Origin of the sequence: Mesorhizobium sp. M0761, assembly GCF_040320205.1 — a bacterium.
GTDB lineage: Bacteria > Pseudomonadota > Alphaproteobacteria > Rhizobiales > Rhizobiaceae > Mesorhizobium.
The window spans coordinates 52,438-71,035 of sequence record NZ_JAMYPF010000001.1; the positions used below are offsets into that span (position 1 = coordinate 52,438).

Genomic DNA, 18,598 nt, shown 5'->3' on the forward strand with positions numbered 1-18,598 from the left:
ACGCGCTACTGCACCAGCAACAGTGTGCCGTTTTCGACCTGGTATTTTGCCAGCCGCTGCAAAAAGCTCATGCCAATGAGGTTGGTGCGCAGAGCCTTGTCGTCGAGCACTACCGCCTGGACGTTGTCGACGCTGATCTTGCCGATCTGCAGGCGATCGATGTTGACCACGGCGGCCCTGATCGCGCCATTGGCGGTGTTGACCTGCTGGTTGAAGTCCGACGGGTTGAGCGAGATGCCGATGCGGCGCGCCGTCGAGGTGTTGATGGCGACCAAAGTGGCGCCGGTGTCGATCATGCCGTCGACCTGGCGGCCGTTGAGCTTGAAGGCGGAGGTGAAATGGCCGCGCTCGTCAGCCGCCACCAATACTTTGCGCCCAGTGGGCAGCGGTGCGGCCGGCTTGCCGGGAACCGAGGCCATGTTCAGTTCGGGCTGAGGCTGCGCGGACGGCTTGCCGGCGACGGTCGACTTCAACAGGTTGTCGAGAATCTGCGGATTCGACTGATAGACGATCGGGATCGATGCCGACGTTCCGGCGAACACGCCCAGAATGACAAGCTTGCGCAGCATGAATGGACCTTCGTGAAGGCCCATTCTTGCCCACGTATGGTGTGTGCCGCTTTAACGCCAACCCGAAACCGCGGCTTTGCGTAAACGGGCGGTAAACGACTGGATGTCAGCTGGCCTTGCCAGCCGCCGTCATTTGGTTCCGTACATGCGGTCGCCGGCATCGCCGAGGCCGGGCATGATGTAGCCCTTCTCGTTGAGCTGGCGGTCGATGGAAGCGGTAAAGACCGGGACATCCGGATGCGCCTTGGTGAAGCGCTCGATGCCTTCTGGCGCCGCCAGCAGGCAAAGGAAGCGGATGTTGGTGGCGCCGCGCTCCTTCAGCTTGTCGATGGCCGCGATGGCCGAGTTCGCGGTCGCCAGCATCGGATCGACAACGATCACCAGCCGGTCGGCGAGATCGCTCGGCGCCTTGAAGAAATATTCCACCGCCTCCAGCGTTTCGTGATCGCGGTAGAGGCCGACATGCGCGACGCGGGCCGCCGGGACCAAGTCGAGCAGGCCTTCGAGCAGGCCATTGCCGGCGCGCAGCACCGAGGCGAAGACCAGCTTCTTGCCCTCCAGCGTCGGCGCTTCCATGGTTTCCATCGGCGTTTCGATGGTCGTCGTCGTCAGTTCGAGGTTGCGGGTGACCTCGTAGCCGAGCAGCAGCGAGATCTCGCGCAGCAGCCGCCGGAAACCGGCGGTCGACGTCTCCTTCTTGCGCATGATGGTGAGCTTGTGCTGGACAAGCGGGTGGTCGACGACGGTGACGCCCTGCATGGGTTGCTCCAGTGAATGGTGAATAGTGAATAGTGAATAGTGAGCAGGTTTGCGAGTCCCGATGGATCGATCATTGCGGTTGACAGGCCGAAGAGCCGGCAAACCATATCACCAGTCACCTCTTCGCATCGAGCCGGGCAAGCAGCGCGCTTTTCGTCTTCCTGTCGACGAAAGCCGCCTCGATCGCGGTTCGGGTGATGGCGGCCAGCGCCTTTTCGTTCATGGCGAAGTGCTCGGCGGCGATGTCGTATTCGCGCTTCAGCGAGGTCCAGAAATAGGGTGGGTCGTCGGAATTCAGGGTCACCTTGCAGCCGGCCGCCTGCAGGGCGGGGAAAGGGTGATCGGCGAAACTGTCGTAGACTTTGAGCGCGATGTTGGAGCCGGGGCAGCATTCAAGCACGATGCCCTCATCGGCGATGCGGCGCACCAGGTCGGGATTTTCGATGGCGCGCACGCCATGGCCGATGCGCGAGGGGCGGATGTGGTCGAGTGCGGCCTGCACCGTCTCCCAGCCGGTCAACTCGCCGGCATGGATGGTGATGCCAAGACCCGCTTCACGGGCGATCTCGAAGGCCCTGACATAATCCTCCATCTCGCCCATGCGTTCATCGCCGGCGACGCCGAAGCCGGTGACCAGCGGATTTCCGCAGCGCGCCGCAAAACGCGCCGCCTGCTCGATCGATTCGACGCCGACATGGCGTACGCCGGTGACGATCATGCGGCCCTCTATGCCGGTCTTGGCTTTGGCGCGCAGCATGCCTTCGCCGAGCGCATCGGTGTAGGCCTTGGGCGACAGGCCGGCCCTGACGGCATGGTCGGGCGAGGTGAAGACCTCGGAATAGATGGCGCCGTCGCGGGCAAGGCTGGTCAGATAATGGTCGGCGAGGCGGGCATAATCCTCCTCGGAGCGGAACAGGTCGGCGGAAAAGTCGTAAGCCGCGAGGAAAGAGGTGAAGTCGTGCCAGACGAACGAGCCGTTCTGGATATAAAGCGAGGTGTCCTTGCCGTATTTCTGCGCCTGGCGGACGACGAGTTCGGGCGCCGCTGCCCCCTCGATGTGGCAGTGCAGTTCCGCTTTCAAAGGCATGCAGTTATCCCGTCTCATCAGTCCAGGCCGTAAAGCCCACCACCTGGAAGCGCGGCCGAACACCGCGCCTTAAACAATAGCGCCCGCACCATCGATCGGCTATGGTCCCGCCGGTTTTATGACGGATCAAAATAATGTCAGTTGAGAGAACCACGGCCGCGGGCGGCATGGAAACCTCCTATGGTTTCAAGAAGGTAGGGCCAGGCGACAAGCAGCCTCTGGTTAATGAGGTTTTCCACAAGGTGGCGAAGCGCTACGACCTGATGAACGACCTGATGTCGGCCGGGCTGCACCGGCTGTGGAAGGATGCCATGGTGACATGGCTCAATCCGCCGAAACGTCCGGGCTGGAAAGTGCTCGACGTGGCCGGCGGCACCGGCGACATCGCCTTCCGCATCGTCGACGCCAGCCATGGCAACGCGCATGCCACGGTGCTCGACATCAACGGCTCGATGCTCAGTGTCGGCCGTGACCGCGCGGAGAAAAAGGGCCTGTCCGGCAACACCGATTTCGTCGAGGCCAATGCCGAGGAACTGCCTTTCACCGATAGCACCTTCGACGCCTACACCATCGCATTCGGCATCCGCAACGTGCCGCGCATCGATGTCGCGCTGACGGAAGCCTTTCGCGTGCTGAAGCCTGGCGGACGGTTCCTGTGCCTGGAGTTTTCCGAGGTCGAGATGCCGCTGCTGGACAAGGTCTACGAAGCCTGGTCGTTCAACGCCATTCCGCAGATTGGCAAGATGGTGACGGGCGAGGGCGAACCCTATTCCTACCTGGTCGAATCGATCCGCAAATTTCCCAATCAGCAGAACTTTGCTGCCATGATCACCCGCGCGGGCTTCGAGCGCGTGTCGTTCCGCAACTATTCCGGCGGCATTGCCGCCCTGCATTCGGGCTGGAAGCTTTGAGGCACCACAGTTTGCAGCAGCAGGGTAGGCGATGAGCAGCGTCGGCGCCGCCTTTCGGCTCGCACGGGCCGGCTGGGTGCTGGTTCGCGAAGGCGTGATCGCAGCTTTGCCGGGCGACGAACTCGGCGGCCTGCCGAAATTCGGCTGGCGCATGGCCCGGCTCTTCACCCGCCGCCGCGCACTCGCTTATGAGCGCAGCGACCGGCTGGCCAAGGCGGTGGTCCGGCTCGGACCCTCCTACGTCAAGCTCGGCCAGTTCCTGGCGACGCGGCCCGATGTCGTCGGCAACGACATGGCGCTCGACCTCGCCATGCTGCAGGACAAGATGCACACTTTTTCGCAGGCGGAAGCGGTGGCGGCGATCGAGGGCTCGCTCGGGCGCAAGATCGGCGAACTCTATACGCAGTTCGGCGGGCCGGTCGCGGCGGCCTCCATCGCCCAGGTCCATCCCGCGCAGGCCATGCATGACGGTGTCGATACCAAGGTGGCGGTGAAGGTGATCCGGCCTGGCGTGCGCCGCCGCTTCTTCCAGGACCTCGAAAGCTATTTCCTCGCCGCCCGGCTGCAGGAGAAATACATCCCGTCGTCGCGCCGGCTGCGGCCCGTCGAGGTGACCGAGACGCTGGCGCAAACCACCAAGATCGAGATGGATCTGAGGCTCGAGGCGGCAGCGCTTTCGGAACTTGGCGAAAACACCAAGGATGACCCGGGCTTCCGCGTGCCGTCGGTCGACTGGGAGCGCACCGGGCGCGATGTGCTGACCATGGAATGGGTCGACGGCGTCAAGATGAACGACATCGCCGGCCTCGCTGCGGCGGGCCACGAGCTGAAGGCGATCGCCACCAACCTGATCCAGTCGTTCCTGCGTCACACGCTGCGGGACGGCTTCTTCCATGCCGACATGCATCCAGGCAATCTGTTCGTCGAGGCCAATGGCAATATCGTCGCCGTCGATCTCGGCATTGCCGGACGGCTCGGCAAGAAGGAGCGCCGGTTCCTCGCCGAAATCCTCTACGGCTTCATCACGCGCGACTATCTGCGCGTCGCCGAGGTGCATTTCGAGGCCGGCTACGTGCCGCGCCAGCACAATGTCGCGGCTTTCGCGCAGGCGATCCGCGCCATCGGCGAGCCGATCCACGGCCAGCCGGCCGAGACCATTTCGATGGCCAAGCTTTTGACGCTGCTGTTCGAGGTCACCGAATTGTTCGATATGGCCACGCGGTCGGAACTGATCCTATTGCAGAAGACCATGGTGGTGGTGGAGGGCGTCGCGCGTACGCTCGACCCGGCCTTCAACATGTGGAAGACGGCCGAGCCGGTGGTCGGCCAGTGGATCGCCGGCAATCTCGGGCCGAGCGGCCTGCTGATGGACGCGCGCGACGGCGCCAAGGCGCTGCTGGCGCTGGCCCGCCAGGCGCCCGATCTTGCCGCCCGCACCGAGCGGCTGTCGCGCGAGATCGATTTTATGGCGGAGCACGGCCTCCGCTTCGACGAGGCGACATCGCGCGCCATCGGCAAGGCCGAAGCCCGTTACACCCGCTCGGGCCGGCTGGCGCTGTGGGTGATCGCGCTGACGCTGGTTTACATCGCGTGGAAGCTGCTCTGATCGCTTGCAACGCTAGCAACGGTGGTGCTAGCGTTGCAGTCGCGCTATTGATGTCGCGGAGCAAGTCATGGGCACCATTACTGTCCGCAATCTAGCTGACGACGTGAAGCAGAAATTGCGTGAGCGCGCTGCGGCGCGCGGGGTGTCGATGGAGGAAGAGGCGCGTGATGCGCTTGCCAAAAGCGTGCTGTCGGCGGAAGCCGGCATGCCCGAGAGCGAAACCCTCTATGCAACAATCCGCCGCTTGGTTGAGCCTCATGGAGGTTTTGACATCGATCTGCCCGAGCGAGGTCAATCCACAAAAACGCACAAAACCCTCGACCGCAAGCGCATCCTGCTGATCATCGGCGGCGGCATCGCCGCCTACAAGGCGCTGGACCTGATCCGCCGGCTGCGCGAGCGCGGTGCGGCGGTGCGCGTCGTGATGACATCGGCGGCGCAGGAGTTCGTCACCACGCTTTCGGTCGGCGCGCTTTCGGCCGACCATGTCTTCAGCGAATTGTTCGACCGCAATGACGAGCACGATGTCGGCCATATCCGCCTGTCGCGCGAGGCCGACCTTCTGGTAGTGGCGCCGGCCACTGCCGATCTGATGGCCAAGCTCGCCAACGGCCATGCCAACGATCTGGCCTCGACGGTGCTGCTCGCCACCGACAAGAAGGTGCTGATGGCGCCGGCGATGAACCCGAAAATGTGGTCGCATGCCGCGACGAGCCGCAACCGGGCGACGCTCGCCAAGGATGGCATCGCCTTCGTCGGCCCGGCCAAGGGCGAGATGGCGGAAAGCAACGAGGCGGGCGAGGGCCGCATGGCCGAGCCGCTGGAGATCGTGGCAGTGATCGAGGCACTGCTCGACAGCAGGCCGAAGCCGCTGGCCGGCCGCAGGATCATCGTCACCTCGGGGCCGACGCATGAGCCGATCGACCCGGTGCGCTACATCGCCAACCGCTCTTCGGGCAAGCAGGGCCATGCGATTGCGGCAGCGCTGGCAAGACTGGGCGCGGATGTACGCCTGGTCTCCGGTCCGGTCAGCATTGCCGATCCGGCCGGCGTTGTGACGACGCATGTGGAGACCGCGGCCGAGATGAAAGCGGCCGTCGAGCAATTGTTGCCGGCGGACGCCGCGGTCTTCGTAGCTGCCGTCGCCGACTGGCGCACCGCTGGCACGGCCGGCGAGAAGATCAAGAAGGTGGCGGGCCAAGGCCCACCGGCGCTGCAGATGATCGAAAACCCCGACATTCTCGCCAGTGTTGGTCATCAAGGGCAACGGCCGGGGCTGGTTGTCGGCTTCGCCGCCGAGACGCAGGACCTGATTGCCAACGCCGAGGCCAAGCTGAAGAAGAAGGGCGCCGATTTCATTGTCGCTAACGATGTCTCGCGTGAAAGCGGCGTCGGCCCCACCGGCGTCATGGGCGGCGACCGCAACAAGGTGCGCATCGTCTCGAAGGACGGTGTCGAGGAATGGCCTGAGATGGGCAAGGACGAGGTGGCGGCGCGGCTCGCCGCGTTCATCGCCGAGCGTTTGCAAGCCTGAGCGGCCGCCGGTTCCGCAATCGGGCAGGCCATGGTCTTGCAGGCAGCCTTGTGGCCGAGGGCATTTGACGCCGACAGCGCCGGCGGAATGCTGTCGCCAAATTCTCGATCCGCCGTGCCCTCAGCCTGTCGCCAATTGCGGCCGGCGTGCCGCCAAAGCCATCTTCAACGCCGCCAGGCAACCGACAATGCCAAGTGGCACGAAGGCCAGGTACAGCCAGCCGGCGACGTGCGCTGCTGCCTCGCGGTTCAGCCCGTCCGAAAAGCCGCTGGCATTGGCGATGATGCCGGCCATGGCGGCGCCCACGGCGTAGCCGATGCGCTGCATGGTCGGCACGGCGGCCGAGGCGATCGTCTGCTCGCCGTCGCGGGCCGAGGCAACGATGATGCGGGTCAGGAAGGGCCATGACACGCCGAAGCCACCGCCTTGCAACAAAGCGCAGAGCAGGATCACCGGGATCGAGCCGGCGGGGATGGCATAGGCGAAACCGGCGAGGCCGGCTGCAATCATCAGCGCGCCGATGACGACGATCTGCCGTTCGCGCTGCAGCGGCGCATTGGCGACGGCGATCGACAGGATTGACCAGGCGATCGATTCGGCGGCGATGATGTAGCCTGTGGTCAGGATCGGGATGCCGTGCAGCGTGGTAAGCAGAAGCGGCCCGTAGATGGAAAAAGAGACCGTCGCCACCGAGAAGGCGGCAACCATGGTCATGCCGCTGCCGACCGGCGAGCGCCATGAGAACAGGCCCGACGGGAACAGTCGCGATTGCGGCTTCATGGCGTCGACGAAAACGAACAGCGCCAGGCCGGCGAGGCCGAGGACCAGCAGCAGCGACGATCGAAGCAAGGCGACGTCGACGCCTGCGGTGGCGATCAGCACGACGGCGATGGCGAGGCAGCCAAGTGCTGCAAAGGGGAAGGGCGGCGAGGTGCCGGCGGCGGCTTGCGGCTTCGTCGCTTCCGGCGTGTTCAGGACGATGAAGCTTGCCGATGCCATGGCGATGCCACCCAGCACGAAGACGCCGAAGGCCCAGCGCCAGGACAGGAGCTCGACCATGATCGCGCCGAGCATCGGGCCGCTGAAGGCGGCGACGCCCCAGATCGCCGACATGATGCCGAACAGCTGTGGCCAGATGCTGCGGTTAAACAGCCGCTCGACCGAGACGAAGGCCAGCGACACCAGCGCACCGCCGCCGAGACCCTCGACCAGACGGCCGCCAAGAAACACCGGCATGGACGGCGCGGTGGCGCAGATCAGTGCGCCCACGGCATAGAGCAGGGCGGCGACCGTGACGTTGGAGCGTAGAGCGACATAGCTGACCAGCCGCCCGGCCGCTGCGCCGGCGACAATGGCGCCGAGCTCGTAGACGGCCAGCGACCAGCCGACGAACTGCACACCGGCGAGGTCCCCGACCATGGCCGGCATGACCGTCGCCACCATCGTCTCGTTGGTGGCGTGCAGCAGGATGCCGAGGCTGATGAAGCAGAAGCGCGCGAGGTCGCCGCTTGCCCACAATGCCCGCCAGTCGACCTTGTTGCTGGTGATTCCAGTCATTCTTTTACCCTGCCTTTGCATATCTCGATGCCGGCGCATGGCGCCAGAAGCCAGTCGGGCTTTCCGGCGGGGCCATGCGCGCTGTTTCAGTCAGGCGAGTTGTAAAACCTCAAGCGCAGTTGAGCTCAAGTGGCTTTTTATCGAAGTGCAAACGGTCGAGATTGGCCGGAAGCCTCTCCGCTTGATGCGCCGGTCAGTTCTCAATGCTGCGCAGCTGAAACTGGCTGACGCCGATCGCAATGTTGATACCGGTCTGCGTCTGCAGGCTGAGCGGCTGCAGGGTGAAGGCCTGCGAGGAGCCGCCGACCAGGAGATTGGCGCCGGCGCCGACCGCCGCGGTCACTTCGGCGCTGGCGCCGATATAGTCGCCGGCCAACGCGCCGGGCGCATAGATGTTCCTCAGCGGCGTCAGCACCAGCCATTGCATGACGGTCTGCTTGGTGGTGCCGATGTCGAGCCCGTATTTGTTGACGGCGCCGAAATAGGCTTCCGGCGAAAAGCTCTTGTCGGCCGGCGTGAAGGTGCAGCTCAGATCCTTGCTGGAGCCGAAGATGAAGCCGGTGCCGCCGCCGATGGCGCAATCGAGCACACCGAGTTCGATACCCTGGCCTTGCGCTTGGGCCTGGGCGGTACAGATGATGGTGATAGCGGCGGCGATGGCTGGTTTCAGCACGGCGGATCCCCCAAAAAGCATGCGGCGCGAAACAGTAACCTGTTCCGCGCCGCGCGTAGAGGGATCAGTCGATCCTTATTTGCCGATGCTTATTTGAACGAGTGGATCAGTTCCAGGGAGGTCACGGCGACCGCTACATTGACGCCGGTCTGCGCCTGGACGCTGAGCGGCTCCAGCACAAAGGCGCCGTCCAGCCCGCCGACCAGCAGATTGGCGCCGCCGCCGGTCACCACGCTCGCCTCGGCGTTGACGCCGTAATAATGGCCGGCAAGGTCGCCCTCGTCATGGCCGCGGGTGGCGGCCAGAACCGCCCACACCAGCTGGCCCTGATGCGTCTGGCCGAGATCGACGCCGAGCTTGGAGATCATCCCCGTGTATTTCTCGGACGGCCCATGGTGATAAGGGCGGAACGTGCAGTCGACGCCCTTGTTCGACGTGATGAAGTAACCGACGCCGCCGTCGATGGTGCAATCGAGCGTGCCGAGCTGAAGCTTGCCGGCGCTGGCGGGAACGGCAAGCAGCGTCGTGGCAAGTGCCGCGGCACAGATGATTTTCTTGATCATGGGTCAGTCCTTTCGAAAATGCCTTCAACAACGGTTGAATGGCCCGGAGCGTTCCGCTGAAAACTTGGCGCGATCAAGGCAGGGGTTAACGCTTTGCCCCCGGTGGTTAAGATTGGGTGATAGTGGGGTTTTCTGGATACGCAATCTCAAGGGGAAGCGCTCTGCGCTTTCCCGGGGAGAAACCGCTCACGCGGCGCACTGCATCAGGAATGGAACGTTGTTATAAAAGGCCGCCGATGGCGGCGCGCGGCCGCATCTCAGCCGGCGGTGGCGCCCGATGTGCGCGACAGGCCGTCCTTGGCCGGCTGGTAGGTCGGGTCGAGATGGGCGGCTTCGCGGTAGGCCTTCGAGGCCTTGACCTTGTCGCCGCGGCGCTCGTAGATCAGCGCCTGGTTGGACCAGGCTTCGGCGTTCTTGCCGTCGAGTTTGATGGCCATGTTGAAGTCGGAGAAGGCGTTGTCCTCGTCATTCATGGCGAGATAGGAGAGGCCGCGGCCGTTATAGGGTTCGGCGGCGTCCGGCGCCAGCGAGATGGCGGTCGAGAAATCCTCGATGGCAAACTTGTGCTGGCCTTGGCTTTGATAGATCAGGCCGCGATTGTGGTAGGCGCGGGCATCCGTCGTATCAAGCTGGATCGCCTTCTGGAAATCGTTGAAGGCCTGCTGGGTCTGGCCTGCCTTGCGATAAAGGTTGCCGCGGCCGATATAGGCGGCGTCATAATTTGCATTGATCTGGATCGAGCGGTTGTAGTCGGCAAGGGCGGCCGCCTGGTTGCCGAGGAAGCGCTGGATCAGCGCTCGGTTCGAATAGGCCTGGTAGAAATTCGGGTTGAGCTGGATGGCGGTGTCGAAATCCTTCAGTGCCGCCTGATACTGGCCGCCACGGCCATAGGCCGAGCCGCGCACATTGTAGCCTTCCGGATCCTGCGGATTGCGCTGGATCACCGCCGACAGCGAGGAGATGTTCTCGCTCGAGCCTTGCGCCTTGTCGATGTTGTTGAATTCGCCGGTCGGAACGCTCTGGCAACCGGCCAGCACCAGGCCGGACATCAGGGCTGCCGCCAGGGCCAAACCGCGCATTGTGGTTCTGCGCTCTACGCCGATTGCGTTCATGTCTGCCCTGTCCTCACTTCAGCCGCGCCGTCCAGGTCCCCCTCCGGGCCGGGTCACAGATTGTCGTAACAAAATCTAGAACGCCGTTTGCGCGTTCAAGGGAACGGCCTCCAACAGAATGGCGGCGCTCCAAACAAAAAGGTGGCGGCGATTCCGCATCGCGCCACCTCAGAGTATCCTTCGAAAAGGACGAAAAATTGGCGTCAGAACCGCGGCGGACGCGGAGCACCACCAGGACCACCGGCGGCGCCGGCAGCAACCGGGCGCGGCGTCATCGGCAGCAGGCCTTCGCGCTGGGCGCGCTTGCGGGCCAGCTTGCGGGCGCGGCGAACGGCTTCGGCCTTTTCACGGGCGCGCTTCTCGGAAGGCTTCTCGTAATGGCCGCGCATCTTCATTTCGCGGAAAATGCCTTCGCGCTGCATCTTCTTCTTGAGAGCGCGAAGCGCCTGATCAACGTTATTGTCGCGGACGAGTACCTGCACGGGCAATCCTGTCTTTCGGGTTTGATATCAACAGGCAAGTGACCATAGCCACATGCCTCCGCGGCGCTTTACACCACGAATTGTGGCGGCTGATAGCAGAATCAGGCCGCGCTGTCCACACTGGAAATGAAGGACAACCGCCAATTTGCCACGGCAGCCCCGAGATAGGGCGCCAACTAGGCGCTGGCCAGATGGAGCCGTGCGAAATCCTCGAAGAATTCGCCGTAATCGCAGGTAATTTCCTCGCCGGCTGATATATCTCGAGTGGCGGTGGCGCCGCCATATTGCGAAAAATCCGTGTTCGGCCGCTCGGCGTGGTTCATGAAGCGGCCATTATCGACTTCATAGACCATGAAGCCGGGACGGTCGGGGCTCGGATAGGCATAGCGGTCGAGCAATTCCTTGAGGTGCGGCGGCGCCGCCTCGTATTTGTCCATCGGGATCAGCCGGTCGAAATCCGGATCGAGCCGCCATATCGAGGCGCCCTTCCTGATCGGCTCGGCGGCGAACACGCCGACGCCTTCGATTGCGCTCTGGGCGACATAGGTCCTGATCAGCAGCATGTCCGTCCTCCTCACCCGAAACCGAATCGCCAAATCGCGTGGAAAAAGCAAGTCCGGTTTCGGGTTCTATGGCTGATCGGCGCGGGCGATGACCCGCGAAATGCTTCACGTCCGGGTGATCGAGACGCCGCCATCGGCAAACAGCGCCGATCCTGTGGTGAAGCTCGACGCATCCGATGCCAGGAAGAGCGCAGCGCGGGCGATCTCTTCAGGCACAGCGACACGTTTCAAGGCATGCAGGTTTTCCACGAAAGCGCGTGATTCCGGCGTCTTGAATGTTGCCGACGGGGTGTCGGTGCCACCCGGCATCAGCGCGTTGACCCGCACGCCCCTGGGGCCGTATTCGGCGGCCAGTACCTGCGTCAGGCCGATCAGTCCGGCCTTGCTCGCGGCATAGCTGGTCATGCCCGGCATGCCGACTGTGTGACCGACGAAGGTCGAGGTGAAGATCAGCGATCCGCCGCCGCGTTCGACCATCGCCGGCACCTGGTATTTCGCGCCGAGAAAGGCGCTGGTCAGATTGGCGTCGAGCGTCTCGCGCCATCCGTCCAGCGACAGTTCCGAAATCGGACCCATCGTTCCGACGGAGCCGACATTGTTGAAGGCGATATCGAGCCCGCCGAATTTTTCGACGGCGAGATCGACGAGGGCTTTTGCATAGGCTTCGTCGCGGACATCGCCGGCAAGCGCGACTGCCGTGCCGTCGGCGTCCTCGATTTCGACGACCAGCGCATCGAGTTCGGCCTGGCGGCGGGCGGCGATGACGACCCTGGCGCCTTCTTCGGCGAAGAGTTTTGCGGTGGCGCGGCCGATGCCGGAACTGGCGCCGGTGACGATCGCTATTTTATTGGTGAGTGCGAACATTTTTTTACATCCTTTCATCGCGCCGGCTGTGCCGGCAACCGGGATGTTGATCGCAGTTCGGGACGGTGCTAGCCACCCGATACGTGCTCGACTTGCTGAATGGCTTCGCAGCGGCACAAGCGCCGCGCGCCGGACTATTGCTTCAACAGCCAGCCGAGGCGATCGAGCGAAAATGCGTAGCTGATGGCGATGAGCAGCGTGATGACAACGCCCGTAGTCGTGTGACCGGCGGCATAGAATCCGGCTGCACCGCCAAACAGGATGGCCAGTTCAAGCACCAGCCTGACTGCGCCTGGTACAGGAACCGGCGCGCGTCCGGACCGGCTCGGATCGCCGCGCACCGCGAAGGTTCCCCACAGCGCAGCTGCAATGAACGGCAAGGCCAAGGCGAAGAGCCAGCGCCACCATCCGCCGGAGAGGCTCCAGCCGGCAAAGCCGAGGCCAAGCAAGGCGGCAAGTTCCAGCAGGAAACGCAAGGTTAGATTCCACCAGGCGTTGCCCATATTCGTCCTCCAGAGTCTCGCGATCGCCAGTGTGTCCGAACGCAGCCATGCCTGCCAGCCCGGGCAGGTCTTTTCCACCGCGGCGCAAAACGGCAAGCGCCGTCGCAAACAGCGCAAGGGTGGAAGCGCCGTTTCGCTAGTGATACACCTCGCGCGCCGGGGCTGCGTAAAATACCCCATCGCCATTTGCGAGGCTGGAACGTTGAAAAAATATTCGGTATTCGCCATCGCCCGCGAGGCCATGCGCGGCCACAAGGGCTGGGAGGAACAATGGTCCTCGCCGGAGCCGAAGAAGGAATATGACGTCATCATCGTCGGCGCCGGCGGTCATGGCCTGGCCACCGCCTACTATCTCGCCACCGTGCACGGCATCACCAATGTCGCGGTGCTGGAAAAGGGCTGGCTAGGCGGCGGCAACACCGGGCGCAACACCACCATCATCCGTTCCAACTACCTTTACGACGAGAGCGCCGGCATTTACGACCATGCGCTGAAGCTGTGGGATGGGCTCTCCCAGGAACTCAACTACAACGTCATGTATTCGGCGCGCGGCGTCATGATGCTGGCGCACAATGTGCACGACATCCAGGTGCTGAAGCGCCATGTCCATGCCAACCGTCTCAATGGCATCGACAATGAATGGCTGACGCCTGAGCAGGCGAAGGAATTCTGCCCGCCGCTCAACATTTCCAGGCAGGCGCGCTATCCCGTCGTCGGCGCCGCCTTGCAGCGGCGAGGCGGCACGGCGCGTCACGATGCGGTGGCCTGGGGCTATGCGCGCGGCGCTTCGGCGCGCGGCGTGCACATCATCCAGAATTGCGAGGTCACCGGCGTCAAGCGGGCGGCCAATGGCGCGGTCATGGGCGTCGACACGACGCGCGGCTTCATCGGCGCCAAGAAGGTCGGCGTGGTGGCTGCAGGCCACTCCTCGGTGATCATGAACATGGCGGGCGTGCGCATGCCGCTGGAAAGCTATCCGCTGCAGGCGCTGGTGTCGGAGCCGGTCAAGCCGGTGGTGCCTTGCGTGGTGATGTCGAACACGGTGCACGCCTACATCTCGCAGTCCGACAAGGGCGAGCTGGTGATCGGCGCCGGCACCGACCAGTATGTCTCCTATTCGCAGACCGGCGGCCTGCACATTTTGCAGCATACGCTGGACGCCATCTGCGAGATGTTCCCGATCTTCACCCGCATGAAGATGCTGCGCTCGTGGGGCGGCATCGTCGACGTGACGCCCGACCGTTCGCCGATCCTGGCCAAGACGCCGGTATCAGGCCTCTACGTCAATTGCGGCTGGGGCACGGGCGGCTTCAAGGCAACGCCCGGCTCAGGCCATGTCTTTGCCCACACGATTGCCAAGGACGATCCGCATCCTATCAACGCGCCCTTCACCATCGAGCGCTTCCGTACCGGCCGCCTCATCGACGAGGCAGCGGCGGCGGCGGTGGCGCACTGATGATGGTGGAGTTGGCTGTAGCGGTGCCGCTGGTGCTGGCGGGGGAGCAGGACCTGTTCCACTTTCCGTCACCGGACGAAGTGCGGACGCAGCCGATCAGCCGCGCCGGCAACGAAGCCGATTGGCCGTTTTCGATCGACGCCGGCATTCTGGCATGCGTGTGGAGCGGTGGCCAGAAGGTGGTCATCTTCATGGAGAACAGGCCCTCCGATCTCGGCGAGGACGACACATTCGATGCGCGCAGCGTCATCGTGACGACCGATCCGTTTCAGCTCACGATCGGCAACATGGCGTATCGCGAGCTGTTTCGCCCCGCCGCAAGTGTAGAGGAGCGCATTCGGCTCGTCGCGCCTTTTGCTGCGATGGGCCAGAGGCTTTGCAACCAACCGGCCGGCGCGCATGTCGGCCACGGCGAATTGTAGGAACGAACGATAATGCTTCTCATCCGCTGCCCCTATTGCGAGGAAGAGCGCCCGGAGCTCGAGTTCCGTAACGCCGGCGAGGCGCATATTGCGCGTTCGGCCAACATGGCGGGCGAGAGCGACGACGATTTTGAAAAGTTCTTCTTCATCCGCTCGAACCCCAAGGGCATCATCTATGAGCGCTGGCGCCACATCCATGGCTGCGCACGCTTCTTCAATGCGGTGCGCGACACCGTCACCGACAAGTTCGTCATGACTTACAAAGCCGGCGAGCCGAAACCGTCCAAGCTGCCCAAAAACTCCAACGAAATGGCTTCCAAATGAGCGGCGCGTTCCGCATTCCGAGCGCCGGCCGTCTCAGCCAGGCGAAGACCGCGCGGTTCTCTTTCGACGGCCAGTCTTACACCGGCATCGAAGGCGACACGCTGGCCTCGGCGCTGCTTGCCAATGGCGTGCATTTGGTGGGACGTTCGTTCAAGTATCACCGTCCGCGCGGCTTCCTGTCGGCCGGAGCGGAAGAGCCCAACGCGCTGGTCGAGGTCAAGCGCGACGCGGCACGCAAGGCGCCCAACATCCGCGCCACGGTGCAGGAGCTCTATGACGGGCTCGTCGCCAACTCGCAAAACCGCTGGCCGTCGCTCGCCTTCGACGTCGGCGCGGTCAACGACATTGCATCGCCGCTGTTTTCGGCCGGTTTCTACTACAAGACCTTCATGTGGCCGAAGGCGGCCTGGAAGAGCCTCTACGAGCCGAAGATCCGCGCCGCGGCCGGCCTCGGCGTTTCGCCTGACAAGCCAGATCCCGACCATTATTCGTCGCGCTATGCGCATTGCGACGTACTGGTGCTAGGCGGCGGTGCGGCCGGCATTGCGGCAGCGCTCGCCGCTGCCGAAACCGGCGCGCGTGTCATCCTCGCCGATGAACAGGCCAGCTTCGGCGGCAGCCTGCGCTTCGAGAGCGGGGCGAAGATCGACGGCCAGGACGGTTATGCCTGGGCGCAAGGCGCGGTGGCCAAGCTCACCGCCCTGGACAATGTCCGCGTTTTGTCGCGGACGACGGCGTTCGGCTACTACGCGCAGAACTTCGTCGGCCTGGTCGAGCGGGTCAGCGACCATCTGCAAAACCCCGGCCACGATTTGCCGCGCGAGCGCCTATGGCAGGTACGCGCCAAGCGCGTGGTGCTGGCGACCGGCGCCATCGAACGCCATATGGTGTTTGCCGACAATGACCGGCCCGGCATCATGCTGGCCTCGGCGGCGCGGACTTATCTCAACCAGTACGGTGTCGCGGTCGGCAAAAATGTCGGCGTCTACACCGCAAATGACTCGGCCTACTCCGCCGCGATCGACCTGAAGAAGGCCGGCGTCAACGTGGCGGCGATCGTCGACCTGCGCGACCATCCGACCGGACCTGTGATCGACGAGGCGAGGGCGCTCGGGATCGAGGTCAATTTCGGCCGCGCGGTGATCCGCGCCGGCGGCAAGTTGCGCGTGACCTCGATGACGGTGCAGCCGAAGAATGGGGGCGGCGAGCGCACCATTCCGGTCGACGCCATCCTGATGTCGGCCGGCTGGACGCCGTCGGTGCATCTGTTCTCACAGTCGCGCGGCAAGGTCGCCTTCAATGACGAGACCAAGCGCTTCGTGCCGGGCATCTATGCGCAGGACTGCGTTTCGGTCGGCGCCTGCAACGGTACGGATGGGCTCTCGGCGTCGATCGATGAGGCCTATGCGGCCGGCGCAAAGGCGGCGAAGGATGCGGGCGGCAAAGTGGCCAAGGGCGTAAAGCCGAAGGTCGACGCGTCGGAAAGCTGGTCGCGCGGCATGCTGGGCGCGGCGCCCGGCGCCGGGCCGGACAAGACGGTCAAGGCCTTCGTCGATTTTCAGAACGACGTCACCGCCAAGGACATCCGCCAGGCGGTGCATGAAGGCATGCGCTCGATCGAGCACGTCAAGCGCTTCACCACCAACGGCATGGCGACCGACCAGGGCAAGACGTCCAACATGCACGGCCTTGCGATTGCCGCCGAGACGCTTGGCAAGCCGATCCCCGAGGTCGGGCTGACCACATTCCGCGCGCCCTATACGCCTGTCACTTTCGGCGCGATCGTCAGCCATTCGCGCGGTCCGCTGTTCGACCCGACACGCAAGACCGCGATCCATCCCTGGGCGCAAGCGCAAGGCGCGGTGTTCGAGGATGTCGGCCAGTGGAAGCGCGCCTGGTATTTCCCCAAACCCGGCGAGGACATGCACAAGGCGGTCGACCGCGAATGCGTCGCTGTGCGCACCAATGCCGGCCTGTTCGATGCCTCGACGCTGGGCAAGATCGAAGTGGTCGGACCGGATGCGGCCAGGTTCATGGAACTGCTCTATACCAATCCATGGGAGAAGCTTGAGCCCGGCCGCTGCCGCTATGGTATCATGCTGCGCGAGGACGGCTTCATCTATGATGACGGCGTCGTCGGCCGAATGGCGCCGGATCGTTTCCATGTGACGACGACAACGGGTGGCGCGCCGCGCGTCATGAACCATATGGAGGATTATCTCCAGACCGAGTTCCCGCATCTGAACGTCTGGCTGACCTCGATCACCGAACAGTGGGCGGTCATCGCCGTGCAGGGGCCGAAGTCGCGCGACATCATCGCGCCTTTGGTCGAAGGCATCGACATGTCCGACGAGGCGCTGCCGCATATGTCCGTGCGCGAAGGCAAGATCAGCGGCGTGCCGACCAGGCTGTTTCGCATGTCGTTCACCGGCGAGCGCGGTTTTGAAGTCAACGTGCCGGCCGATCACGGCCAGGCTGTCTGGGAGGCGCTGTGGGCCGAAGGCCAAAAGCATGGCGCGACTGCTTACGGCACCGAGGCGATGCACGTGCTGCGCGCCGAAAAGGGCTACATCATCGTCGGCCAGGACACGGACGGCACGGTGACGCCGAACGATGCCGGGCTCGACTGGGCGGTCGGCAAGAAGAAGACCGACTTCGTCGGCATCCGCGGCCTGACGCGGCCCGACCTTGTCGCCAAGGGCCGCAAGCAACTGGTCGGCTTGAAGACCAAGGACCCGAAAGTGGTGCTTGAGGAAGGCGCGCAGATCGTCGCTGATCCGAAGCAGGCGATCCCGATGAAGATGATCGGTCACGTCACATCCAGCTACTGGTCGGAAAATTGCGGTCGCTCGATCGCGCTGGCGCTGGTTGCCGGCGGCCGCGACCGGATGGGCGACACGCTCTATGTGCCGATGCCGAACGGGGTGATCGAAGTGGAGGTTACCGGCATGGTGTTCTTCGACGAGACGGGAGGGCGCCTCAATGGCTAAGGCTGCTGCAAAGAAGACGGCCCCAGCTGCAGCGCCGTCGGTCGAGCGCCGCCCGGCCCTGGCTGGACGCGTCGTTTCCGCAACGGATGTCAAGGTCGAGGTGCTGCCGCCGGCGGAGCGCATGTCGCTGCGCGCGCCGGAGGCTTCCGTCGCGGCGCTGTCGAAGGCGCTCGGCCTGACCTTGCCGAAGCAGCCGAAAACTTCGGCGGCCAAGGCTGGCCGCACGGCGCTGTGGCTCGGCCCTGACGAGTGGCTGGTCATCGACGAGGCCGGCAAGGATCCGCTGGACGATTGTGCTGGGGTTGCCGCATTGCATTCGGCGGTCGGCATCTCGCACCGCAACGTCGCCTTCGCCGTCACCGGCCCGGCGGCTGCCGCCGCGATCAATGCAGGCTGCCCGCAGGATTTGTCGCTCGAGGCTTTTCCGGTGGGCGCGGCGTCGCGCACCATTCTCGGCAAGTGCGAAATCCTGCTGTTGCGCACGGCAGCCGACGCTTTCTGGGTCGAGTGCTGGCGTTCCTTCTCGGACTATGTCTTTACTTTCCTGTCGGAAGCAGCCAGCGACGCGGCGGCGTAGGAACGTTTGACGGGTCAAGCCGTTCTGCTTCCCCCATCAGGGAGAA

The 18,598-nt window shown here is 64.0% G+C and carries 19 protein-coding genes; 8 read left to right on the forward strand and 11 right to left on the reverse strand.

What is annotated here, in order from left to right; all coding sequences use genetic code 11:
* Positions 1 to 5 precede the first annotated feature (5 nt).
* The 3 genes from NKI32_RS00285 to NKI32_RS00295 all read right to left on the reverse strand — a co-directional run bounded on the left by NKI32_RS00285 (position 6) and on the right by NKI32_RS00295 (position 2,415).
* Complete coding sequence (locus tag NKI32_RS00285) at positions 6 to 569, reverse strand: TIGR02281 family clan AA aspartic protease (RefSeq protein WP_023695614.1); 564 nt, start codon at positions 567 to 569, stop codon at positions 6 to 8.
* Between the two features lie 129 nt (positions 570 to 698).
* The gene (gene upp / locus NKI32_RS00290; protein ID WP_023671129.1) at positions 699 to 1,328 is read right to left on the reverse strand and encodes a uracil phosphoribosyltransferase; all 630 of its coding nucleotides are present in this window, start codon (positions 1,326 to 1,328) and stop codon (positions 699 to 701) included.
* 115 nt (positions 1,329 to 1,443) lie between these two features.
* Positions 1,444 to 2,415, reverse strand: a complete 972-nt coding sequence (locus NKI32_RS00295; protein ID WP_023804686.1) for an adenosine deaminase — start codon at positions 2,413 to 2,415, stop codon at positions 1,444 to 1,446.
* Positions 2,416 to 2,549: 134 nt separating this feature from the next.
* Between NKI32_RS00295 and ubiE the strand changes: the two genes are divergently transcribed.
* The 3 genes from ubiE (at position 2,550) to coaBC (ending at position 6,466) form a co-directional block, all read left to right on the forward strand.
* The gene (ubiE, locus tag NKI32_RS00300; protein WP_352536161.1) at positions 2,550 to 3,326 is read left to right on the forward strand and encodes a bifunctional demethylmenaquinone methyltransferase/2-methoxy-6-polyprenyl-1,4-benzoquinol methylase UbiE; all 777 of its coding nucleotides are present in this window, start codon (positions 2,550 to 2,552) and stop codon (positions 3,324 to 3,326) included.
* Between the two features lie 31 nt (positions 3,327 to 3,357).
* Complete coding sequence (ubiB, locus tag NKI32_RS00305) at positions 3,358 to 4,932, forward strand: 2-polyprenylphenol 6-hydroxylase (protein ID WP_353001479.1); 1,575 nt, start codon at positions 3,358 to 3,360, stop codon at positions 4,930 to 4,932.
* 67 nt (positions 4,933 to 4,999) lie between these two features.
* Positions 5,000 to 6,466 carry a bifunctional phosphopantothenoylcysteine decarboxylase/phosphopantothenate--cysteine ligase CoaBC gene (gene coaBC, locus NKI32_RS00310; protein WP_353001482.1) on the forward strand — a complete coding sequence of 489 codons (1,467 nt, stop codon included), beginning with the start codon at positions 5,000 to 5,002 and terminating at the stop codon, positions 6,464 to 6,466.
* Positions 6,467 to 6,586: 120 nt separating this feature from the next.
* Here the strand turns inward: coaBC and NKI32_RS00315 are convergent, their stop codons facing one another.
* From NKI32_RS00315 to NKI32_RS00350, 8 genes are all read right to left on the reverse strand, one after another.
* A complete protein-coding gene (locus NKI32_RS00315; protein ID WP_023820624.1) occupies positions 6,587 to 8,023 on the reverse strand; it encodes an MFS transporter in 1,437 nt (478 codons plus the stop codon).
* 193 nt (positions 8,024 to 8,216) lie between these two features.
* A complete protein-coding gene (locus NKI32_RS00320; RefSeq protein ID WP_023671135.1) occupies positions 8,217 to 8,696 on the reverse strand; it encodes a DUF992 domain-containing protein in 480 nt (159 codons plus the stop codon).
* Positions 8,697 to 8,785: 89 nt separating this feature from the next.
* Positions 8,786 to 9,259, reverse strand: a complete 474-nt coding sequence (locus tag NKI32_RS00325; RefSeq protein ID WP_353001485.1) for a DUF992 domain-containing protein — start codon at positions 9,257 to 9,259, stop codon at positions 8,786 to 8,788.
* A 257-nt stretch (positions 9,260 to 9,516) separates the two neighbouring features.
* Positions 9,517 to 10,371, reverse strand: a complete 855-nt coding sequence (locus tag NKI32_RS00330) for a tetratricopeptide repeat protein (protein ID WP_353001487.1) — start codon at positions 10,369 to 10,371, stop codon at positions 9,517 to 9,519.
* 203 nt (positions 10,372 to 10,574) lie between these two features.
* The gene (rpsU, locus tag NKI32_RS00335) at positions 10,575 to 10,853 is read right to left on the reverse strand and encodes a 30S ribosomal protein S21 (protein WP_023671138.1); all 279 of its coding nucleotides are present in this window, start codon (positions 10,851 to 10,853) and stop codon (positions 10,575 to 10,577) included.
* A gap of 176 nt (positions 10,854 to 11,029) precedes the next feature.
* A complete protein-coding gene (locus tag NKI32_RS00340; RefSeq protein WP_023671139.1) occupies positions 11,030 to 11,416 on the reverse strand; it encodes an SET domain-containing protein in 387 nt (128 codons plus the stop codon).
* Between the two features lie 105 nt (positions 11,417 to 11,521).
* Entirely contained in the window at positions 11,522 to 12,280 is a 759-nt protein-coding gene (locus tag NKI32_RS00345) for an SDR family oxidoreductase (RefSeq protein ID WP_023671140.1), read from the reverse strand.
* 134 nt (positions 12,281 to 12,414) lie between these two features.
* Positions 12,415 to 12,783: a YrdB family protein gene (locus NKI32_RS00350; protein ID WP_023671141.1), complete on the reverse strand. Its 369-nt coding sequence runs from the start codon at positions 12,781 to 12,783 to the stop codon at positions 12,415 to 12,417.
* Positions 12,784 to 12,985: 202 nt separating this feature from the next.
* Between NKI32_RS00350 and NKI32_RS00355 the strand changes: the two genes are divergently transcribed.
* Genes NKI32_RS00355 through NKI32_RS00375 form a run of 5 tightly spaced genes read left to right on the forward strand, consistent with a single transcriptional unit; the run spans position 12,986 to position 18,552 of the window.
* Positions 12,986 to 14,239: a sarcosine oxidase subunit beta gene (locus tag NKI32_RS00355; RefSeq protein ID WP_023686460.1), complete on the forward strand. Its 1,254-nt coding sequence runs from the start codon at positions 12,986 to 12,988 to the stop codon at positions 14,237 to 14,239.
* On the forward strand, positions 14,239 to 14,661 hold the full coding sequence (locus NKI32_RS00360) for a hypothetical protein (protein ID WP_023700996.1): 423 nt from the start codon (positions 14,239 to 14,241) through the stop codon (positions 14,659 to 14,661). Before NKI32_RS00355 ends, NKI32_RS00360 begins: the two co-directional genes overlap by 1 nt.
* 12 nt (positions 14,662 to 14,673) lie before the next feature.
* Complete coding sequence (locus NKI32_RS00365; RefSeq protein ID WP_023683197.1) at positions 14,674 to 14,985, forward strand: sarcosine oxidase subunit delta; 312 nt, start codon at positions 14,674 to 14,676, stop codon at positions 14,983 to 14,985.
* The gene (locus NKI32_RS00370) at positions 14,982 to 17,975 is read left to right on the forward strand and encodes a sarcosine oxidase subunit alpha (RefSeq protein ID WP_353001489.1); all 2,994 of its coding nucleotides are present in this window, start codon (positions 14,982 to 14,984) and stop codon (positions 17,973 to 17,975) included. The genes NKI32_RS00365 and NKI32_RS00370 overlap by 4 nt, the downstream gene beginning before the upstream one ends.
* On the forward strand, positions 17,968 to 18,552 hold the full coding sequence (locus NKI32_RS00375; protein ID WP_353001491.1) for a sarcosine oxidase subunit gamma: 585 nt from the start codon (positions 17,968 to 17,970) through the stop codon (positions 18,550 to 18,552). Before NKI32_RS00370 ends, NKI32_RS00375 begins: the two co-directional genes overlap by 8 nt.
* The last annotated feature ends 46 nt before the right edge of the window (positions 18,553 to 18,598 follow it).

Coding starts and splice junctions, on each gene's coding strand:
- NKI32_RS00285 (WP_023695614.1), bottom strand. CDS start 569: ATGCTGCGCAAGCTTGTCATTCTGGGCGTGTTCGCCGGAACGTCGGCA.
- upp (WP_023671129.1), bottom strand. CDS start 1,328: ATGCAGGGCGTCACCGTCGTCGACCACCCGCTTGTCCAGCACAAGCTC.
- NKI32_RS00295 (WP_023804686.1), bottom strand. CDS start 2,415: ATGCCTTTGAAAGCGGAACTGCACTGCCACATCGAGGGGGCAGCGGCG.
- ubiE (WP_352536161.1), top strand. CDS start 2,550: ATGTCAGTTGAGAGAACCACGGCCGCGGGCGGCATGGAAACCTCCTAT.
- ubiB (WP_353001479.1), top strand. CDS start 3,358: ATGAGCAGCGTCGGCGCCGCCTTTCGGCTCGCACGGGCCGGCTGGGTG.
- coaBC (WP_353001482.1), top strand. CDS start 5,000: ATGGGCACCATTACTGTCCGCAATCTAGCTGACGACGTGAAGCAGAAA.
- NKI32_RS00315 (WP_023820624.1), bottom strand. CDS start 8,023: ATGACTGGAATCACCAGCAACAAGGTCGACTGGCGGGCATTGTGGGCA.
- NKI32_RS00325 (WP_353001485.1), bottom strand. CDS start 9,259: ATGATCAAGAAAATCATCTGTGCCGCGGCACTTGCCACGACGCTGCTT.
- NKI32_RS00330 (WP_353001487.1), bottom strand. CDS start 10,371: ATGAACGCAATCGGCGTAGAGCGCAGAACCACAATGCGCGGTTTGGCC.
- NKI32_RS00340 (WP_023671139.1), bottom strand. CDS start 11,416: ATGCTGCTGATCAGGACCTATGTCGCCCAGAGCGCAATCGAAGGCGTC.
- NKI32_RS00345 (WP_023671140.1), bottom strand. CDS start 12,280: ATGTTCGCACTCACCAATAAAATAGCGATCGTCACCGGCGCCAGTTCC.
- NKI32_RS00350 (WP_023671141.1), bottom strand. CDS start 12,783: ATGGGCAACGCCTGGTGGAATCTAACCTTGCGTTTCCTGCTGGAACTT.
- NKI32_RS00360 (WP_023700996.1), top strand. CDS start 14,239: ATGATGGTGGAGTTGGCTGTAGCGGTGCCGCTGGTGCTGGCGGGGGAG.
- NKI32_RS00365 (WP_023683197.1), top strand. CDS start 14,674: ATGCTTCTCATCCGCTGCCCCTATTGCGAGGAAGAGCGCCCGGAGCTC.
- NKI32_RS00370 (WP_353001489.1), top strand. CDS start 14,982: ATGAGCGGCGCGTTCCGCATTCCGAGCGCCGGCCGTCTCAGCCAGGCG.
- NKI32_RS00375 (WP_353001491.1), top strand. CDS start 17,968: ATGGCTAAGGCTGCTGCAAAGAAGACGGCCCCAGCTGCAGCGCCGTCG.